Genomic DNA, 19310 nt, shown 5'->3' on the forward strand with positions numbered 1-19310 from the left:
GCTTCGATCCAGAACATTGGCTGCGACTGCTCGAGAGGTCTTGTAAAAGCCCCTTTGCTTGCTGGTTGTATCGTCCGCGTTGCGATTTTCTTGAGAGTTTTCTAATGGTTAACACTTCGCGCTGCTTTCAGATAATCGAAACCAGATCATCACCGCTCCGTCATCTGCGACTGTTTCACTCAGGGTCCCGACAAGAATCTTAAGAGGACCTGATGATGACCACTGATACGACCGATACCAGCCGCCGCAACCTGTTGAAAGGCGGCATGGCCCTGGCTGCCGCTGTTCCCTTCGTAACGACCTTGCAAGCGTTCGCCACGCGTCAGGCACATGCGGCCAACCCGTTGCCACGCATGGCCGGGCCCTACGGCAGGTTGAAACCCGTTAAAGACATGACCACAGGGCTGGAGCTTTTGCAGTTACCTGACGGCTTCAATTACAAGACGTTCTCCTGGACCGGCGATCTGATGATCGATGGTCAGCCGGTGCCCGGTTCGCACGACGGTATGGGCGTGGTAGGCGTCAACAAGGGACGCGGCGGGCGCGAGATTGTACTGATCCGTAACCACGAAGTGGGCAGCAGCTCGCGGGGCATTCCAGCTCCGGCCATTTACGACACTGTTGCGCTGGACAATGGCCAGCAGCCGGGCGGCGGCAATACCACCATTCGTTTTCCGGTAGGCATCGGTAAAGAGGTAACTACCGAGCCGAGCCTGGGCGGCACACTGGTCAACTGTGCAGGCGGTGTTACGCCCTGGGGTACATGGCTGAGCTGTGAGGAAACGACAAGCGACCTGACGGCATCCGGCGGCCGTAAACATGGCTACGTGTTCGAAGTGCGGCAGAAGGCTGATGAAACCACTGGCCAGCCCATTGTGCAGATGGGCCGCTCCAAGCACGAAGCTGTCTGCGTTGATCCGGACACCAGCATCGTTTATCAGACCGAGGATCAACGGAACGTTGCCGGCTATTACCGGTTCATCCCGGATAACACCAGCAAGCGTGCGGGCGCGCTGGAAGAGGGTGGCCGTCTGCAGGCTGCCAAGGTCAAGGACGTAGACGGGACCATGTTGCTGGCACCGAAGCTGGGTGATGAATATCAGCTCGAATGGGTCGATATTGCCGATCCGGACGCGGCACCGCAGGGCAGTGCCAGTGGCCCCTATTCGCAGGCCAGGGCAGCCGGTGGCCTGACCATGAGCCGCGGCGAAGGCATCTGGTATCACCAGGGCAAGGCCTACATTGTCGATACCAGCGCCGGCCGCGACGGTCAGGGGCGCGAAGGCCAGGGCGAGGGCTGTGTATGGATGCACGATCTGAAGACTGATCGCATCAGCTGCATTTTTGCTTCCAACGACTCCGTCATCGCCAACAATCCGGACAACATCACCGTCAGCCCCCGCGGTGGCGTGTTGCTGTGCGAAGACGGTGGCGGCGTACTGGATGATTACGGCTTTGGTGAGCGGTTGATCGGCCTGACCCGCCGCGGTGAGTCGTACATCTTCGCCAAGAACAACATCGTTTTCAACGATGTCGAGGCAGCGTCCGCTGGTAAAAACGTGCCGGGTGGCGATTACCGTAATCGGGAATTCGCTGGCGCGTGTTTCGATCCGAGCGGGCATTTCTTGTTTGTTAACGTGCAGACCCCGGGTATCACCTTCGCAATCTGGGGGCCCTGGAAGCGCGGTTCGCTGTAGCGCTCCGGTTCTGCCAATAGCGCCCGCCTTCTGGCGGGCGCTTTGGTAGAAGGCAATAGGCTACTATTCTGATTTTGCAGCAGAATCAATAACTTGCCTTAACGTGGATCCTGTCACAATTCGCCTAACCCATTCGGGTGAAATCGCCTCGGTTACGTTGAATATCGAAAATTCGCTTCTAGACTCCCTCGGGTGCTCGTCGTCCGTGCCTGGATGAGGACGCATACACTCCAAAAAAAATAATCGTAGTCGGAGCCGTAATGAACAACAAAAATATATCGAAGTCGTTCCTCTCTATGCTCGCAGCCGGAGCGCTGTTATTTTCCGCGTCTGCCATGGCTGGCAACCCAACTGTTCCACCCGAAGATGTCACCGATGAATATCAGCGCGGGCCGAACCCGACTGAAAGTATGCTCGAAGCGCGCGACGGTCCGTTCTCGGTGCGAACGTCCCGTGTGTCCGGGCTGGTCAGTGGTTTCGGTGGCGGCACCATCCATTATCCCACTGGCACGACCGGTACCATGGCGGCTATCGTCGTGATTCCGGGGTTTGTGTCGGCGGAGTCATCCATCGAGTGGTGGGGGCCGAAGTTGGCTTCGCACGGCTTCGTGGTCATGACGATCGACACCAACACGGGTTTTGATCAGCCGCCGAGCAGGGCGCGTCAGATCAACAATGCGCTGGATTATCTGGTGGATGAGAACAACACCTCGCGCAGCCCCGTCAACGGCATGATCGACATCAACCGTCTGGGTGTTGTGGGCTGGTCGATGGGCGGTGGCGGTACCCTGCGTGTGGCTTCGGAAGGGCGCATCAGTGCGGCTATTCCCCTGGCTCCATGGGACACCACGAGTTTCCGCGACGTTCAGGCGCCTACGCTGATATTCGCCTGTGAGTCAGATGTGATTGCACCGGTTCGCCAGCATGCTGACCGCTTCTACGAGCAGCTGCCAAGTGGGTTGTCCAAGGCCTTTGTTGAGCTGAACATCGGCTCCCACTACTGCGGTAACGGTGACAACAGGTACAACGACCAGCTCAGCCGTCTGGGTGTGTCCTGGATGAAGCTGCACCTGGACAAGGATCAGCGCTTTGCGCAGTTTATCTGTGGTCCGGATCACGAGAGTGATCGCAATATCCAAGAATTCCGCAGCACCTGTCCGTAAGCAGATCCTGGGTATCTGACACTCTGGCTCGCAAGGGGCCAGAGTGTCTCTATCGGACCCTAGGTCCCCCGCCCCTTGCTGATTTCTTCTCACTCCCTTCCTACCAGCCCGTCCCGCCTGTTCAATTCAAGGTCATCGGGATCCAGTAGCTGGCACCGTTTCAGCCGTTCGGCGCAAAGACGCGCAGGTAACGCCGGCGCCAACTACGCTGAGTCTGGACACATCCCCAATCTGAACAGGAGTTAACGCCATGCGTCGCACTCTGATGTTTGTTGCTGCCGCTGTCTTCTCGCTTCCGGTCCTGGCCATGCACTGCCCCAAGGATATGGCCGAGATCGATGCCATGCTCGAAAGTAACCCACCCGCCGATACAGAGGTGCGCGAGCGCGTTGCCGAGTTGCGTGCCGAAGGTGAAGAGCTGCACAACGCTGGTAAACACGAAGAAGCTGTCGAGGTATTGGGCGAGGCGCTCGAGCTGCTTGAGAGCACCGGCTAACGCCAATCCTGGCCCGGTTGTTGGTGGTCGGGCCGGGTTGTTCCACACGCTTTGGTGCATCAACCGATTCCGGTTTATCCAGACCTGGCGGTTCGCCATCAAGGCCCGTTTCGCTTGGGGCCAATAACGGTCAGCAGGTTGAGCAAAGCAGCTGGCGAAATGAAATGATTGGGGGCCAGCCGGTCCTGCTTCGGCCGGCTCGATAGTTTTTTGACGTACGGTCAAATTATTGGCCTGATCCTGTTTCGCGATGTTTTACAAGCAAAAAAGTTCCGGATTATCAACGAACTAACCCGTTTGTGACTGGTAAGGCAGAACAGTCAAAACGGCAAAATGTCTCCCTCCTCGCTGTCCTATAATGCGGCAATTCGGCGCAACCCCATTGCAATTACCCGCTTATATGCTTGATTGAATACACAGCGCACGCACCCCTTTGACACCAAATCAGGATGTGTCTCGGCACGTCCATTTATCCGGACGAGGAACCGTTCCATGAAGCAACTCACCCCCATGGATTCGCATTTTTTTTATTTCGAAACACCGAACCAGCCGATGATGATAGGAAGTCTCTGGCTATGCGATCAAAGCAGTGCGCCTGGCGGGCTGGTGAGGCACAAGGACATTCTTCAATATGTATCCGACCGGCTGAATACCACCTCCTATTTCCGCCGCAGACTGGAGCAGGCACCTTTTCAGCTGGACGATCCCTACTGGCTGCAGGATGAGAATTTCGATCTGGAATATCACGTGAGGCATGTTGGCTTGCCCCAGCCGGGGGACTGGCGCCAGCTCTGCATCTTCACGGCGAGAACCATGTCGCGCAGCGTGGATATGGAGCGCGCGCCATGGGAGATCTACATTATTGAAGGGGTGAACAATGTAGAGGGAGTGCCGGAAGGGAGCTTCGCTGTATTGATCCGCTTTCATCATGCCTATGTGGATGGCAAGTCGAGCTTCGAGCTGAGCACCGCCATGATGGAAAGTACAGCTGCTCACGAATACGGCCGTCGCGACCGGGTGGAGATAGCCGAGCGCGCGCCGACCCGGCTGGAAATGTGGGCCCGTACGACGCCGCGCATGCTGTCGCAGTCCTACCGTAGCTTCAAGGCCAGCCTGCTGTTCGGGCGCAAGAGCGCAGAGCTTGCCTGGCGTCTGCGTGATGAAGAACACCTGGAAAAGCTCCGCGCACCCATGAGCATTTTCAATGCCGCAGTCACACCGCACCGGAGCTACGGCGGCTATGCCTGGAGCATCCCTGAGCTCAAGCGAATGCGGATGTTGCATCAGGGCGCCAGCCTTAACGATGTCATCATCGCCATTATTGCCGGCGGCATGCGACGGTACATGCAGATGCACAACTGTTTGCCGGAGAAGACCTCGCTGGTGTCCATGTGTCCGGTTTCGATACGTCCTGAAGAGGCTCGCCATGATGGCGGCAATCTGGTGTCGGCCATGTATATCCCCATCGGTACGGACATAGAGGATCCGCTGGAGCGGTTGGCAGCGATACGCGAACGAACCCGTAAAGGCATACCGTTGGCCAAGGAAGTGCTCTGTGACCTGAGCAATGCAGCAGGTGAAATGATTCCGCCCTATGTCCGCGCACTGGCAGGTTGGGTGGAAAACAAGACGCGCATCGCGAGCAAGGTTCCGTTGTTCAACACGGTGATTACCAACGTACCCGGATTACCGGGCATGGAGCCCAAATATTTCGCAGGTGCGACGATCTCCTCAGTATTTCCGCTCGTTCCGGTGTCTGATGGTATGGCGATAAGTCATGGCATTACTGGCATATACGGGTCGTTGAATGTCGGTGTGCTGGCTGACCGCAAGGTGGTCCCGGATATGGATAACTATATCGCATGCATCGATGCATCCACCCTTGAGTACAAGGGGTTGCTGGAACAGCTGGAGCGGCCATCCGTTGAGGAGGTGGCGCAGGCCGAGCTGGTCCAGGCCATCGCAGCGGAGATGGTTGCCGAAACGCTTGAACAGGCGGCGCCGATTGATGGCGAGGCGATAGTTGAGGCCAGCGAACCGACCGCCGAGCTGGAAACGGAAGCGGGTTCTGATACCACGGCTGAGCCGGTGGGCGGCCAGTCTGACAAGTCGAAGCGGGAGAGAATCGCCGCTTCCAATCCGCGGCAGCGGCGCAAGCGAGACGCCATCAAGCCGGCGGCCGAAAGGCGTAACGCCGGCGTTTGATACCAGCCCCGTATTCAGGGGGTGATCCTAGTGCGAGGTGCCAATGAAAATATTACAGCGAACCCGATCCAGGCAGGTGTTGAAGGAAATGGAAACCGCGACCAGTTATCGGCAGTGGTCCGAGCTGGCGGCTCGTTACGACGCCGATAATGGTCTGGATGACTGGAAGCGGGACGATGTCTGTGAGAGCTATGATTATCAGGCGATTCGTTATCGACTGGAGATAATCAAGGACCTGCGGGCACGCGAGGAATACCACAAACTGCTGTTCAGCTTGAATGAAGGCATTCACGGCAACTATGGCGGTATGGGCAAACCTTCGCTGTACAACAAGGCCAAGCTTGGCACCAAGCACTTGATCACCAACTACATCAACGAGTTGTGTGCTGCGCTGCGTGATCTGAACGAGGTAGACGATTCAGTCATATCTCTGGAGGAAAAACAGGACTTTTTTGTCAGAGCAAGCCACTGCTACGGCCGTTCAGCCCTGATGTTGAGCGGCGGTGCAGTGCTTGGCTACTTTCATGCAGGTGTGCTCAAGGCGCTGTTTGACGAGGGGCTGCTCCCGGAAATTATCTCGGGTAGCAGCGCCGGTTCGATTCTCGCCGCAGCCGCCTGTTGTCATACCGATGATGAACTCACTCATCGCCTCGGTCTGGATAATCTGCATGACGATGCGGACGAAACCGAAGCGATAAGGCCGAACCTTCTCGGTGTGGTGCGTAAGCCGAATATCGACGCGGACAATCTGCGCGATTACCTGGCCAGAATTTTGCCGGATCTTACTTTTCAGGAAGCATTCGAACTGACCGGCCGCAAACTCAACATCACCGTGACCGGTCTGTCGACACGTCAGGCACCGCGGCTGTTAAACGCGACCACCTCGCCCAACGTATTGATTCGCACGGCTGTTCAGGCGTCCTGCGCCATTTACGGTATTTATCCGCCGGTCACGCTGCAGTGTCGTAACGCTGACGGCAAGACCGTGCCTTATCTGCCGGGCGACAAATGGATAGATGGCTCCTTCGCCGACGACCTGCCGGCCAAGCGTCTGGCGCGGCTATATGGCGTCAACCATTTCATTTCCAGCATGACCAATCCTGCCGCGCTGGCGATTACACCTGACCCTGATGCGGCGCCGAGCCTGTTGCGCAACGTGATGAACTATCAGGCAAGCTTCATCAAGCATTCGACGGCCGAAGCGCTGCGCTTTACCCGTGACAACATTCGCATCAAGTCGCCGGTACTAAGTCTGATGCAGCATCTGACCTATGGGGTGCTGGCGCAGGAATACACCGCTGACATCAATATTTTCCTGCGTAACCGCTGGGATCACCCGTTGCGGCTGCTGGCGCCGCCTTCCCGCGAAGCCATGCACCGCCTGATATATGAAGGGGAGCGCTCTACCTGGGAAAAGATTGAAATGGTGCGCAACTGTACCGCGATCAGTCGTACGCTGGATGCGATCCTGCATTCGCGCGGCTGGGAGAAGTAGGCGTTCAGGCTTGTGTCCGGCTGGCCAAGGTTTTCTAATCGTGGCTACTGCAACACAATGTCTCCTTCCCTAGCCATTCGGATACAGCCATGACGGAACAACCTCTGCCTCTACAAGGGCGACGCATCGCCCTACCTGAAAGCCGCGAGCTTAATCTGTTCGCGGATATGTTGATCAAGCGTGGCGCAGAGGTGCTGCGTTGCCCCCTGGTATCCATTCACGATGCGCCGGACCAGGCGCCTGTGCTCGAATGGATCCGCACTTTTGTAGCCCAGCCGCCTGAAGATCTGGTCCTGCTTACCGGTGAAGGATTGCGGCGGCTGGTCTCTGCGGCGGAACGCGCCGGTGGCTCACTGCGCGATGACTTCGTCGGTGCGCTGGCAAACGTCCGCACCATCACCCGCGGCCCCAAGCCTGGCGCGGCATTGCGCAAGATCGGATTGAAAGCTGATGTAGCCGCCGTTGAACCAACCACCGACGGGGTCATTGCCACGCTTAAAGCGGAGAACCTGCAGGGACGGCGTATTGCTGTTCAGCTGTATGGCACTGAGCCCAACCTGCCATTGATGGACTTCCTGCGCGGTGCGGGCGCCATTGCCAGCAGCGTTTCGCCCTATGTCTATGCCGACGATATCGAGAACGAGCAAGTCGAGCGCCTGGTGGATGCCTTGATTGGCCGCGAGGTCGACGCCATCGCCTTCACCAGCGCTACCCAGGTGCGCCGCCTGTTTCAGGTGGCGCGGCGTCACGTCGGTGAGGCGGCGCTGCTGGATGCGTTTGCCAGCATCGTGGTCGCTTCGGTTGGTCCGGTGGTGACCGAGGAGCTGGAGCAGCGCCAGGTGCGCGTTGATCTGATGCCTGAGAGTAGTTTCTTCATGAAGCCCCTGGTGCGTGAGCTGGTAAAGGTAATGGGCTCAGGGCCCGATGCGTCCCTGACCTGACTGGCATTCACTCGCCGCGCGCCGGAATCGGTTGTTTACTCTTGTCAGGCTCCGGCTGCGCGGCAACAATGCCGGGAACAAATATGCTCCGCTCAAGGACGTTCAATGACCGATACACCAGTACCCCTTCGCCTCACTCCTGAACAGCTCACCGTCCCCATCGACCTGGATAGTCTCGGTTTCGTTACCACCGATGATCTGGAACCCTTTCGCGGCATTCTTGGCCAGGAGCGGGCGGTTGAAGCCTTGCAATTCGGGGTGGCAATGCACCGCCCGGGCTATAACGTATTTGTCATGGGTGAGCCGGGTACTGGACGTTTTTCCTACGTCATGCGCTACGTGCAGGCCGAGGCCAAGCGCCAGGTCGCACCCAATGACTGTATTTTCGTCAACAACTTCGACGAGCCACGCGAGCCCTGGGTGGTGAGTCTGCCGCCGGGGACGGCTGGCGAACTGATCAGTGATATTGAAAAGCTTATCGATAACCTGCTGGCGACCTTTCCCGCGGTATTCGAGCATCCGGCGTTCCAGCAGAAGAAGAGCGCCATTGACCGCGGCTTCAACCAGCGTTACGACCGCGCCATTGATTCGGTGGAGCGGCAGGCGCTGGACAAGAATGTAGCCATCTACCGCGACGCACAGAACATCGCGTTTACGCCAATGAAGGATGGCAAGGCGCTGGACGAGGCCGAGTTCGCCCAGCTGCCGGACGATGTGCGCGAGCAATTCCATGCCGATATCGCGGCACTGGAGGAGATACTCAACGAGGCGCTGTCGAGCCTGCCGCAATGGAAGCGCGAGTCCAGCAACCAGCTGCGCGAGCTCAACGACCAGACCATCACCGACGCCATACAGCCATTGTTCGAGCCGCTTGTTGAGCGCTACGCCGGCAATCAGGCGGTTTGCGACTATCTGCAGGCCATGCGGCAGAACCTGTTGAAGACGGTGATCGATCAGTTGGTCGAAGAACGGGGTCTGGAAGTGCGACCCGATGCGTACAAGAGGCTGCTCCTGATCGAGCAATATTGCCCGAGCCTGATTGTCGGGCATTGCGATACGGGCGGGGCGCCGGTGGTGCACGAGCCGCATCCTTCCTATGACAACCTTTTCGGCCGCATCGAGTACAGCTCCGAGCAGGGCGCGCTGGTGACCAGCTATCGGCACATTCGCCCGGGTGCGTTACACCGGGCCAATGGCGGCTATCTGGTGCTGGAAGCGGAAAAACTGTTGAGCGAGCCCTTCGTCTGGGAAGCGCTCAAGCGCGCCTTGCACGCCCGTCAGCTGAAAACCGAGTCGCCCTGGGCGGACATGGGGCGTTTGACCACAGTCACGCTGAATCCCCAGGTGATCCCGTTGGCGGTCAAACTGGTATTGATCGGCTCGCGCCAGGTGTATTACGCATTGCAGGAGCTGGATCCGGACTTCCAGGAAATGTTCCGGGTGTTGGTGGATTTTGATGAAGACCTGCCGCGCACACCGGAAAGCATTGAAGGCATGGCCCAGCTACTCAAGACCCGTACCTCCGAGGAAGGGCTGGCGCCACTGACCGCCGCCGCCGTTGCCCGGGTGCTGACCTACAGTGCGCGTTTGGCAGAGCACCAGCGGCGCCTGTCAGCGCGCATCAGCGATATCTTTCAGCTGGTCGCTGAGGCCGACTTCATTCGCCAGCTGGCGGACGATGCCTTGATCGACACGGCGCATATCGAACGGGCGCTGCGGGCCAAGGAAGGACGTACCGGGCGCGTCAGTGCGCGTATTCGTGAAGATATGGTGTCCGGCGTGATTCTTATCGATACCGATGGCGCAGCGGTTGGCAAGTGCAACGGCCTGACGGTTCTGGAGGTAGGCGATTCAGTCTTTGGCGTGCCTGCGCGTATCAGTGCGACCGTCTACCCGGGCGGCAACGGTATTGTGGATATCGAGCGTGAGGTGAGCCTGGGGCAGCCCATTCACTCCAAGGGCGTGATGATCCTGACCGGGTACCTGGGAAGCCGTTTCGCACAGAATTTCCCGCTGGAAATTTCCGCCAGCATCGCGCTGGAACAGTCCTACGGGTATGTGGACGGGGACAGCGCGTCACTCGGTGAAGTATGCGCACTGCTCTCCGGCTTGTCGCGCACGCCGTTGAAGCAGTGCTATGCGATCACCGGCTCGATCAACCAGTTCGGCGAGGTGCAGGCCGTTGGTGGCGTCAACGAGAAGATCGAGGGCTTCTTCCGACTGTGTCACGCCCGCGGGCTCACGGGAGAACAGGGCGCGATTATTCCGCGTTCCAATGTGCCCAATCTGATGCTCGATGAGACCGTTCTCGAGGCGGTGAGGGCAGGCCAGTTTTCGGTGTATGCCGTGAGCCATGTGGATGAAGCGATGGCGCTGCTGGCGGGTCGCGACGTGGGCGTCAGTGATGAAAAGGGAGACTTTCCTGAGGGTACGGTCAATGCCCTCGTGGTAGCGCGCCTGCAGGAGATTGCCGAGCGCGAACAGGAGAGTACTGAGCGAGCCGTAGAAGCGCTGGTTGCCGAAGCATCCGAAAAGAACTGATCAGTCCCTGATCAATACAAGCCAGGCCTTGTACGGTCTGGCTTGTGACACCCTTTCCCATTCTTGCTAACAGACTTATCCACAGTTTTTGTGCATGGTCCTTTGGTCTATCAGTTCGCATATTTCCTGTCAATCACCCGCTCTGAAATCTGGGTACAATCCCGGCGAAAAAAAGTTCCCGGTATTTTGGTGAGCGTTATCTCACTCTCCACTATTTGCCCGGCTGATGTGCGGCGCGATGTCTGGTCTGGTATTTGATATATAGAGTAACTGATTGAAATATAACTATATTATCGGAAGCGCCAGATTTTTGTTCGCTTACAACAAAACGCGCTTATGCCTCACAATTTTTTGTCACTTCCGGCTCTGTTTGCTCAAAATTGTGCAATTTACCCGATTTGACGGGGCGAAATCGGCGCGGTGATCGCTTTTTGATCGATTTTGGCGGAGGCTGCAGAAACGGGGCTTTGGAGCAGTTGGTACAGCTCTGCCCACAGAGTTATCCACAATATCTGTGGACATGATTCGACGGCTTTCGGTTGCACGAAACCGGGCATGGTATCGAGCCATCAAGGGTCCAGTTATATCTGGATAAGCGGCATTACCGCGAGCAATCGCGTCACGGGAATGTGGGGTTTCGGAGTGTCGAGTTCCATCTCGACAAGCGGCGTTACCGGCGAGTGCTTTGGCCGGGATGGAACCCGGCCCTCCATAAAGCGTGCAACCATGAAATCGCGTTCGATCTGAATCAGCGGCGTTACCGCGAGCGCTATGGCGGGGATGAGCCCTCGGCCCTGCTTCAGTTTGAGGCGCGCAGCACCACGAACTTTGAGGTGGCGGAAATCTGCTCCACTCGGCCGAACCAGCGCTTGAGCTTCACGTGATAACCAAGATGCCGGTTACCCACAACAATCAGGGCGCCATCTGGCATGAGTACGTTGCTTGCCTGTTCGAACAGGCGCAGCGCTATTTCATCACCCACTACCTGTTGTTGGTGAAAAGGCGGGTTGCACAGGATAAGTTCCGCGCTGTTGTCGGGCATGCCCACCAACCCGTCTGCCACCAGAAACTCCGCTGAGCGGTCCGGGGCAGCAGCCTTCATGTTGATGCGTGCCGAGGCGATTGCCGTATGGGATTCGTCAATGAAGGTAAGTGACGCCTGTGGATTGTGCAGCGCGGCCATGATGCCGACGGCTCCGTTGCCGCAGCCAAGATCAATGATCCGCACCGGTCCCGGGTCCGAGGGTATGCATGACAGCAGCGCGCGTGTGCCGATATCGATGCGCTCACGGGCGAATACCCCCGGCAGGTTGGTCAGCTGTATGCCGGTCTCCGGCAACTCGTAGGCTGTGGCGAGCCGGGGCGTTTCGGGATGCAGGTCAGCGTCGAACCTGGCGGTCAGCAGGCGGGCTTTTTTCCAGGCCAGCGACGCCTGATAGGGGCCGACATACTTCGCCAGCAAATCACCGGCACTGTGCGGCAGATGCTTGATCATTGCGCCGGCGATCACTTCGGCGCCTGACGCCAGGTGCGGGCGCAAACGTATCAGTTGATCTTCCAGCAGTGCCAGGCTCTTGGGGATGCGTAACAGCACGCGGTCATAAGGCCCGTCGAGTTCGCTCTGGCTATCAATGATCTTTACTGAATCCGGTTGCAACTGATTGGCGAGCAGGTTGTTGTGTATCGCCACGCTGGCCAGGTGCGAATCGGTGAAGCTGTGCGGGCTTTGGCCAGCCAGCGCGCAACTCAACGCCCCGAAATTGTCGTTGATTACCAGCGGAGCTGCGGCCGTGCCCGGGTTCTGCGCCAATGTTTGCAGTAAATACTGATCCGCCGCATCGAAGGCTTGCAGAGTCGGATTGCTGGTGGGCGGGTAACGTTCGAGCTGGAGCGTGCCGAAGGGCGTTTCACAGGATTGCATGGGGTAACCGGATTATCGCGGAAGGGCACGCATTATAGCCCACCGAACACTGCCCTGCGTGCGGTGCCCTGTGGGCGGGCTTGTCTGCCATTCATTTTCTTATTGCAGCTCTGTTTCCAGGGTATCGCACAGGGTCCTGAGTACGGCGATGCGTGCATAGCGCTTGTCTTCAGCCGGAATCAAATGCCATGGTGCGTTTTCGGTGCTGGTCTGGTCCACAATGTCATCAATGGCTTGCTCGTAGGCTGGCCATTGCTTGCGATTGCGCCAGTCTTCATCGGTCAGCTTGTAACGCTTGAGTGGCGATGTTTCCCGGGCCTCGAAGCGCTTGAGTTGCTCCTCAGCGGTAATCGCCAACCAGAATTTGACCACGATAATGTTCGCCTCCTGCAGCTGCCGCTCGAAATCGTTGATCTCGGAATAAGCGCGTTGCCAGGCCTCCGGTTCGGCGAAGCCCTCAACCCGCTCGACCAATACCCGACCGTAGTAGCTGCGATCAAATACGGCAATTGAGCCGGGCGCGGGCAGGCGGCGCCAGAAGCGCCATAAATAGGGATGGCTGCGTTCTTCGTCAGTGGGTGCGCTGGTACCAAAAACACGGAACCGCCGCGGATCCAGGCACTGTGTGATACGTCGTATTGCGCCGCCCTTGCCAGCAGCGTCAGTACCTTCGAACACCAGTAGCAGGGCGCGCTGGGCGAAGCGGGGATGCTGCACCAGTTCGCGCAGTCTGGCCTGTTGTTGTTCAAGTTCATCCTTGTAGACAGGCTTGTCGAGTTTGGCGGAATAATCCAGCTGGCGCAGGTGCCGAGTGGTGGAGGGGCGATATTCAACCGGCGGATCGCCTGTTGGGGCTTGCTGCATGGCTTTCAGCACGATCTGACCGATGAAGATGTCGCGATAGTTCGGATCATGGCTGCGCACGCGGATCCAGGGCGCCTCGGCTGTTGAGGTGAGCTGGCTCATCAGCTCCGCGCCGGCGCGTACCCGCTCATAATCCGCTGCGCTGAAATCGCCCCATTCACGCATCGCGACGGTTTCGTCAAACAGCTCCGGCGCAGGAGGTGCCCGGTTAGGTTCGTCAGGCGTCAGATGCAGCCACAACTTGATGATCGCGACGCCTTCGTTGATCAGCACCCGCTCGAAGCGCACGATTTCTTCCATATCCTTGGCAAACTGTTCTTCTGTGAGCTTGCCGCTGCTGAGCAACATCAACGGCTGGTGATACCAGGAGCCAAGATAAAAGCCGATCTGCCCCGCTGGGGGCAAGCTGCTCCAGTAGCGCCACAGCCGTGGCATCCGCCGTTCAAGCCCCTCAGGCAAACTGAACGCGCGGGTATCGAGGAAGCGGTTATCGAGGCGCTCATAAAACGCGTAAATGGCCTCGGCCTTGCCAGCAAAGTCGTTGCCGCTGATCAGAACCAATACCGGTCCGCGTCCGGATTTGCGCAGCTCGTACTGGGCTTCGAGTAGCGCCTCGGTGAGCGCTGCGTTCTGCTCTTTGAAGGATTTCTTGTCGATCGCGTATTCAGTCATTAGCTTTCCCGTTGCGCGGAGCTGGTTGGCCGTCGCTGCGTGACAGAGTCTAGTGTGCCTGCTGCCAGTCACTGTGGTCGGGTAATTCAGCGCGACTGGCCATACAATGTGCCTTTTGGCCGGTACCGACCCGTTCGGATAAAATATCGACCGGCTTTCGCGGTGCAGGGTTCATGAGAGGGTGAGATGGCGAAAAACAAGCGGATCTATGGCTGCACGGAATGCGGTGCGACATTCAGCAAGTGGGCGGGGCAATGTGGTGAATGCCAGGCCTGGAACACGCTGGTTGAAACCGTAGTCGATACCACGCCCACCGGCGGCAGTGCCGGGCGAACCTCGAATTGGGCAGGGGAGCTGGCGCAGGTCAAAACCCTGGCCGAAGTCTCCACCGAAGAGATGCCCAGGCAGCCAAGCGGCTCTTCCGAGCTGGACCGCGTGCTCGGTGGTGGGCTGGTGGCCGGGTCGGTCGTGCTGATCGGCGGTGATCCGGGAATCGGCAAGTCCACTATTCTGTTGCAGACCTTGTGCCGTCTGGCGCAAACCATGCCAGCGCTGTACGTGACCGGTGAAGAATCGCAGCAACAGGTGGCCATGCGCGCCCGGCGTCTGGCATTGCCTGAAGACAAGCTGATGGTGATGACCGAGACCTGTATCGAAAGCATCATCGCCACGGCGCGCCGCGAGAAGCCCAAGGTGATGGTGGTCGACTCGATCCAGACGATCTTCACCGAACAGTTGCAGTCCGCCCCCGGCGGCGTAGCCCAGGTGAGGGAGAGTGCTGCGTTGCTGGTGCGCTACGCCAAGCAGAGCGGCACGGCGATCTTTCTGGTTGGACACGTGACCAAGGAGGGCTCGCTGGCCGGCCCGCGAGTGCTTGAGCACATGGTCGACACCGTGCTGTATTTCGAAGGCGAATCGGATGGCCGGCTGCGTATGCTGCGGGCGGTCAAGAACCGTTTCGGTGCTGTAAACGAGCTGGGCGTTTTCGCCATGACCGATAAAGGTCTGAAGGAAGTGTCCAACCCCTCGGCGATATTTCTCTCACGTTATGAGGCGCCCATTCCCGGTAGCGTCGTCATGTCCACGTGGGAAGGCTCGCGTCCCATGCTGGTCGAGGTACAGGCGCTGGTGGACACCAGTCATCTGGGCAATCCACGCCGGGTAACCCTGGGGCTGGATCAGAATCGCCTGGCAATGCTGCTGGCTGTATTGCACCGGCACGGCGGCGTACCCACCTATGATCAGGACGTATTCGTCAACGTGGTTGGCGGGGTGAAGGTGCTGGAAACCGCATCGGATCTGGCGCTGCTCGCCGCCGTGATGTCCAGTCTGCGTAACCGGCCCCTGCCGATGGATCTGATGGTCTTCGGTGAGCTTGGTCTGTCAGGCGAGATTCGGCCGGTGCCCAGCGGGCAGGAGCGTTTGAAAGAGGCCGCCAAGCATGGGTTTGCCAAGGCCATTGTGCCCAAGGCCAATGCACCAAAGGAGTCACCGGAAGGAATGGAAGTGATTGCCGTGACGCGCCTGGATGAAGCGCTCGACGCGATCTTCGACTGAGGAATCTCCGAAAACTACTGCGCTTTTTAGAGATTCCTTACTTGTCAGAGCAGTGCCGCCAGTTCCCGGTCCAGCAGGTCGGCATCGCCAAGATTCAATGCAAGCAACCGTCTGAGATGGCTGACTGAATCCAGATCGATATGTTCGCAGCGAAAGCCGAGCAGGCCTTCTTCGGAGTGCACCAGGCGGACTTCCATGCTTATCTGACTGCCCTCGTCGAGATCGATGGCCACGACGAAGGGCTCAGTATTGCGGCTGGCCTCCCAATCGGCGGGCTGGGTGACCAGCAATCCGCGCAGGGAAATATCCACAAGCTGAACGGAAGTGCTCCAGCCGTCCTGTTGCAATCGGGTCACCGCATCGAACGGGACCCGGGTAAAGCGACGCCTGTCATCGCTCATGGAATGCCTCCTGTGGCCTGCCATACAGCAAGCCCATTACAGATTTCATACCACTATAGCGTCTTTGATGAAAATCAGACCACGCCCTGGGCCAGCATCGCGTCGGCTACCTTGACGAAACCGGCAATGTTCGCGCCTTTCACGTAGTCAATGTAGCCATCCGCTTCGGTGCCGTATTCTTCACAGGCCTTGTGGATGCACTCCATGATGTTCTTCAGCTTGCTGTCGACTTCTTCGCTGCTCCAGTTCGTGCGAATTGCGTTCTGCGACATTTCCAGACCGCTTACCGCAACGCCGCCGGCATTGGCTGCTTTGCCCGGTGCAAACAGAATGCGCGCCTGCTGGAACACATCAATCGCTTCCAGCGTGCTGGGCATGTTGGCGCCCTCACTGATGCAGAAGCAGCCATTCTCGACCAGCTGGGTGGCGGCGACGCCGTCGAGTTCATTCTGCGTGGCGCAGGGCAGGGCAATGTCACAGACCAGCTGCCAGGGCTTTTGCTTGGCCAGGAACTCGCTACCGGTTGCGGCTGCGAAATCCACCAGGCGACCGCGGCGCTCGTTCTTCAAGGTCATCAGTGCTTCCCACTGCGCCTGGGTCATGCCCTCGGCGAAATACAATGTGCCGCCGGAATCGGATACGGAAATCACTTTGCCGCCCAACTCCATGACCTTTTGCGCAGCGTATTGCGCTACGTTGCCTGAGCCGGAGATCGCAACGCGCTTGCCTTCGAAGGAATCACCCTTGCGCTTGAGCATCTCATCGGCGAAATAGACGCAGCCATAGCCGGTCGCTTCGGGGCGAATCAGGCTGCCGCCGTAGCTCATGCCTTTGCCGGTAAGGACCGATGTGAACTCATTACGCAGGCGCTTGTACTGGCCATACAGATAGCCGATCTCGCGTGCACCGACGCCGATATCGCCGGCCGGGATGTCCAGATTCTCGCCAATGTGGCGCGACAGTTCGGTCATGAATGACTGGCAGAAGCGCATGACTTCGCCGTCAGTCTTGCCCTTGGGATCGAAGTCAGAGCCGCCTTTACCACCGCCCATGGGCAGGGTGGTCAGCGCGTTCTTGAAAACCTGTTCAAAGGCGAGAAACTTCAATACGCCCAGGTTGACCGACGGGTGAAAACGCAGGCCACCTTTATACGGGCCGATAGCACTGCTCATCTGTACACGGTAGCCGCGGTTCACGTGTACCTGACCACGATCGTCAACCCATGGCACGCGGAAGATAATCACGCGTTCGGGCTCGATAAGCCGTTCGATAATGCCACTGTTCAAGTACTTCGGGTTGGCTTCCAAGAACGGCCAAAGCGTGGACAATACTTCTTCAGCAGCCTGATGGAATTCAGGTTGACCCGGATCACGCAGCTTGAGATGTGCCAGACAGGAAGCAAGAGTATCGGTCATGGAAAGAGTCACTTTTAGGCAAGTTTTTGACGAATTGGCGCAACTCTACCAGAACCGCTAAGGTGCAGAAAACCAGACTTACAAAAATAATGCTATTTTTTGGGGCATCCGGGGAACCTTGTAGCACAAGGCCTCCAAGGGAGTGGGCGGGTTGAGCATGCTGCTCATGCCCTGGATTGGTGCATGAAGCGAAGCGGGAAGCCGTAGCCGGCTTCCCTGTTCCACTGAGGTCAGGCTCAGGCGAGTTTCTTGTAGCGAACCCGGTGAGGCTGCGTTGCGGATTCGCCGAGGCGCTTCCTGCGATCAGCTTCGTAGTCGGTGTAATTGCCTTCGAAGAAAACGACCTGGGAGTCATCCTCGTAGGCGAGGATGTGCGTGGCGATGCGGTCAAGGAACCAGCGATCGTGGGAGATCACGATGGCAGAGCCAGGGAAATCCAGCAGCGCTTCCTCGAGTGCACGCAGGGTTTCCACGTCCAGATCGTTGGACGGTTCGTCCAGCAGCAACACGTTGGCGCCCTGTTTCAGCGTCATCGCCATATGCAGCCGTCCGCGTTCACCACCGGAGAGATCCTTGACGAACTTCTGCTGGTCGGCGCCCTTGAAGTTGAAACGGCCGACGTAGCCGCGCGATGGCATTTCGTGATTGCCGACCTTGATGATGTCGTAACCGTCGGATACCTGCTGCCACACGGACAGATTGCCGTCCAGGTTCTCGCGGCTCTGGTCGACGCTGGCGATCTGCACGGTGTCGCCGATGTCGATGTTGCCTGAGTCAGGCTGTTCCTTGCCGGTAATCATGCGGAAAAGCGTGGATTTGCCCGCGCCATTGCCGCCAATAACGCCGACAATGGCGCCCTTGGGTACGCTGAACGACAGGTTGTCAATGAGCACCCGCTCGCCATAGCGCTTGCTGACATTGTTCAGCTCGATGACCTTGTCGCCCAGACGTGGACCGACCGGGATAAAGATTTCGTTGGTCTCGCTGCGCTTCTGGAATTCCTGCGACTGCATTTCTTCGAAGCGTTGCAGACGAGCCTTGGATTTTGACTGGCGGCCTTTGGGTCCTTGGCGTACCCACTCCAGCTCGGCTTTCATCGCCTTGGCGTGGGAAGATTCCTGCTTGGATTCCTGGGCCAGTCGCGCTGCCTTGGATTCGAGCCACTGGGAATAATTGCCTTCGAAGGGAATGCCATGGCCACGGTCGAGCTCCAGAATCCAGCCGGCGACGTTGTCGAGGAAGTAGCGGTCGTGGGTGATCGCGACCACGGTTCCGGAAAAATCGTGCAGGAACTGTTCGAGCCAGGCGACGGAGTCCGCATCAAGGTGGTTGGTCGGCTCGTCGAGCAACAGCATATCGGGGGCTGACAACAATAACCGGCACAACGCCACGCGGCGCTTTTCACCGCCGGACAGATGCTCGATCTGAGCGTCCCAGGGAGGCAGGCGCAGTGCATCGGCGGCCACTTCAAGCTGGCGCTCAAGGTTGTGTCCGTCCGATGCCTGAATGATTGCTTCGAGCTTGGCCTGTTCGGCAGCAAGGGCGTCAAAGTCCGCATCGGGCTCGGCGTAGGCGGCGTATACTGCGTCAAGGCGCGTCTGGGCTTCTTTTATCTCGCCGACCGCTTCTTCCACGATGTCACGAACTGTCTTGCTCGGGTCAAGTTCTGGCTCCTGCGGCAGATAACCTATCTTGATGCCGGGCATCGGCCGTGCTTCACCATCGATTTCAGTGTCAACTCCGGCCATAATCCGTAGCAATGTGGACTTGCCTGAGCCATTCAGGCCCAGCACGCCAATCTTGGCGCCGGGAAAAAACGACAGGGAAATGTCCTTGAGAATCTGACGCTTCGGGGGGACAACCTTGCCCACCCGATGCATGCTATACACATATTGAGCCATGGATACGTAACCTGTTGACTATAGAACGAGCTGGATTGTCC

Annotated in this window: 13 protein-coding genes; 8 read left to right on the plus strand and 5 right to left on the minus strand. The window is 58.2% G+C overall.

Translation table 11 applies throughout. The annotated features are described in order from the left end of the window. Positions 1–212 precede the first annotated feature (212 nt). The 7 genes from FZE95_RS04005 (at position 213) to FZE95_RS04035 (ending at position 10538) form a co-directional block, all read left to right on the plus strand. Complete coding sequence (locus FZE95_RS04005) at positions 213–1697, plus strand: PhoX family protein (RefSeq protein WP_223824955.1); 1485 nt, start codon at positions 213–215, stop codon at positions 1695–1697. A gap of 260 nt (positions 1698–1957) precedes the next feature. Continuing rightward, positions 1958–2860, plus strand: coding sequence for an alpha/beta hydrolase family protein (locus FZE95_RS04010; protein ID WP_150299537.1), 903 nt, complete (start codon positions 1958–1960; stop codon positions 2858–2860). Positions 2861–3110: 250 nt separating this feature from the next. After that, positions 3111–3356 carry a hypothetical protein gene (locus FZE95_RS04015; RefSeq protein WP_150299538.1) on the plus strand — a complete coding sequence of 82 codons (246 nt, stop codon included), beginning with the start codon at positions 3111–3113 and terminating at the stop codon, positions 3354–3356. Between the two features lie 492 nt (positions 3357–3848). After that, positions 3849–5561: a wax ester/triacylglycerol synthase family O-acyltransferase gene (locus FZE95_RS04020; protein ID WP_150299539.1), complete on the plus strand. Its 1713-nt coding sequence runs from the start codon at positions 3849–3851 to the stop codon at positions 5559–5561. Between the two features lie 43 nt (positions 5562–5604). After that, positions 5605–7056, plus strand: coding sequence for a DUF3336 domain-containing protein (locus FZE95_RS04025; RefSeq protein WP_150299540.1), 1452 nt, complete (start codon positions 5605–5607; stop codon positions 7054–7056). 89 nt (positions 7057–7145) lie between these two features. Beyond that, a complete protein-coding gene (locus FZE95_RS04030) occupies positions 7146–7997 on the plus strand; it encodes a uroporphyrinogen-III synthase (protein ID WP_150299541.1) in 852 nt (283 codons plus the stop codon). A gap of 105 nt (positions 7998–8102) precedes the next feature. Further along, positions 8103–10538 carry a Lon protease family protein gene (locus FZE95_RS04035; protein ID WP_150299542.1) on the plus strand — a complete coding sequence of 812 codons (2436 nt, stop codon included), beginning with the start codon at positions 8103–8105 and terminating at the stop codon, positions 10536–10538. 799 nt (positions 10539–11337) lie between these two features. On the opposite strand, the gene FZE95_RS04040 is transcribed toward FZE95_RS04035, so the two are convergent. Together FZE95_RS04040 and pap are read right to left on the minus strand one after the other, a co-directional pair. Next, positions 11338–12459, minus strand: a complete 1122-nt coding sequence (locus FZE95_RS04040) for a methyltransferase (protein ID WP_150299543.1) — start codon at positions 12457–12459, stop codon at positions 11338–11340. A 99-nt stretch (positions 12460–12558) separates the two neighbouring features. Next, positions 12559–13995: a polyphosphate:AMP phosphotransferase gene (gene pap / locus FZE95_RS04045; RefSeq protein ID WP_150299544.1), complete on the minus strand. Its 1437-nt coding sequence runs from the start codon at positions 13993–13995 to the stop codon at positions 12559–12561. Between the two features lie 186 nt (positions 13996–14181). Here pap and radA point away from each other — a divergent pair, with 186 nt between their 5' ends. Continuing rightward, positions 14182–15552 (plus strand): DNA repair protein RadA, encoded by a 1371-nt coding sequence (gene radA / locus FZE95_RS04050; RefSeq protein WP_150299545.1) that lies wholly within the window; start codon positions 14182–14184, stop codon positions 15550–15552. Between the two features lie 44 nt (positions 15553–15596). Here radA and FZE95_RS04055 read toward each other — a convergent pair whose 3' ends face one another. The 3 genes from FZE95_RS04055 to ettA all read right to left on the minus strand — a co-directional run bounded on the left by FZE95_RS04055 (position 15597) and on the right by ettA (position 19269). Beyond that, positions 15597–15953 (minus strand): PilZ domain-containing protein, encoded by a 357-nt coding sequence (locus tag FZE95_RS04055; protein ID WP_150299546.1) that lies wholly within the window; start codon positions 15951–15953, stop codon positions 15597–15599. Positions 15954–16027: 74 nt separating this feature from the next. Next, positions 16028–17368 carry an NADP-specific glutamate dehydrogenase gene (gdhA, locus tag FZE95_RS04060; RefSeq protein WP_150299547.1) on the minus strand — a complete coding sequence of 447 codons (1341 nt, stop codon included), beginning with the start codon at positions 17366–17368 and terminating at the stop codon, positions 16028–16030. Positions 17369–17604: 236 nt separating this feature from the next. Next, positions 17605–19269 (minus strand): energy-dependent translational throttle protein EttA, encoded by a 1665-nt coding sequence (ettA, locus tag FZE95_RS04065; protein ID WP_150299548.1) that lies wholly within the window; start codon positions 19267–19269, stop codon positions 17605–17607. Positions 19270–19310 lie beyond the last annotated feature (41 nt).

This window comes from Pseudomonas profundi, assembly GCF_008638305.1.
GTDB lineage: Bacteria > Pseudomonadota > Gammaproteobacteria > Pseudomonadales > Pseudomonadaceae > Halopseudomonas > Halopseudomonas profundi.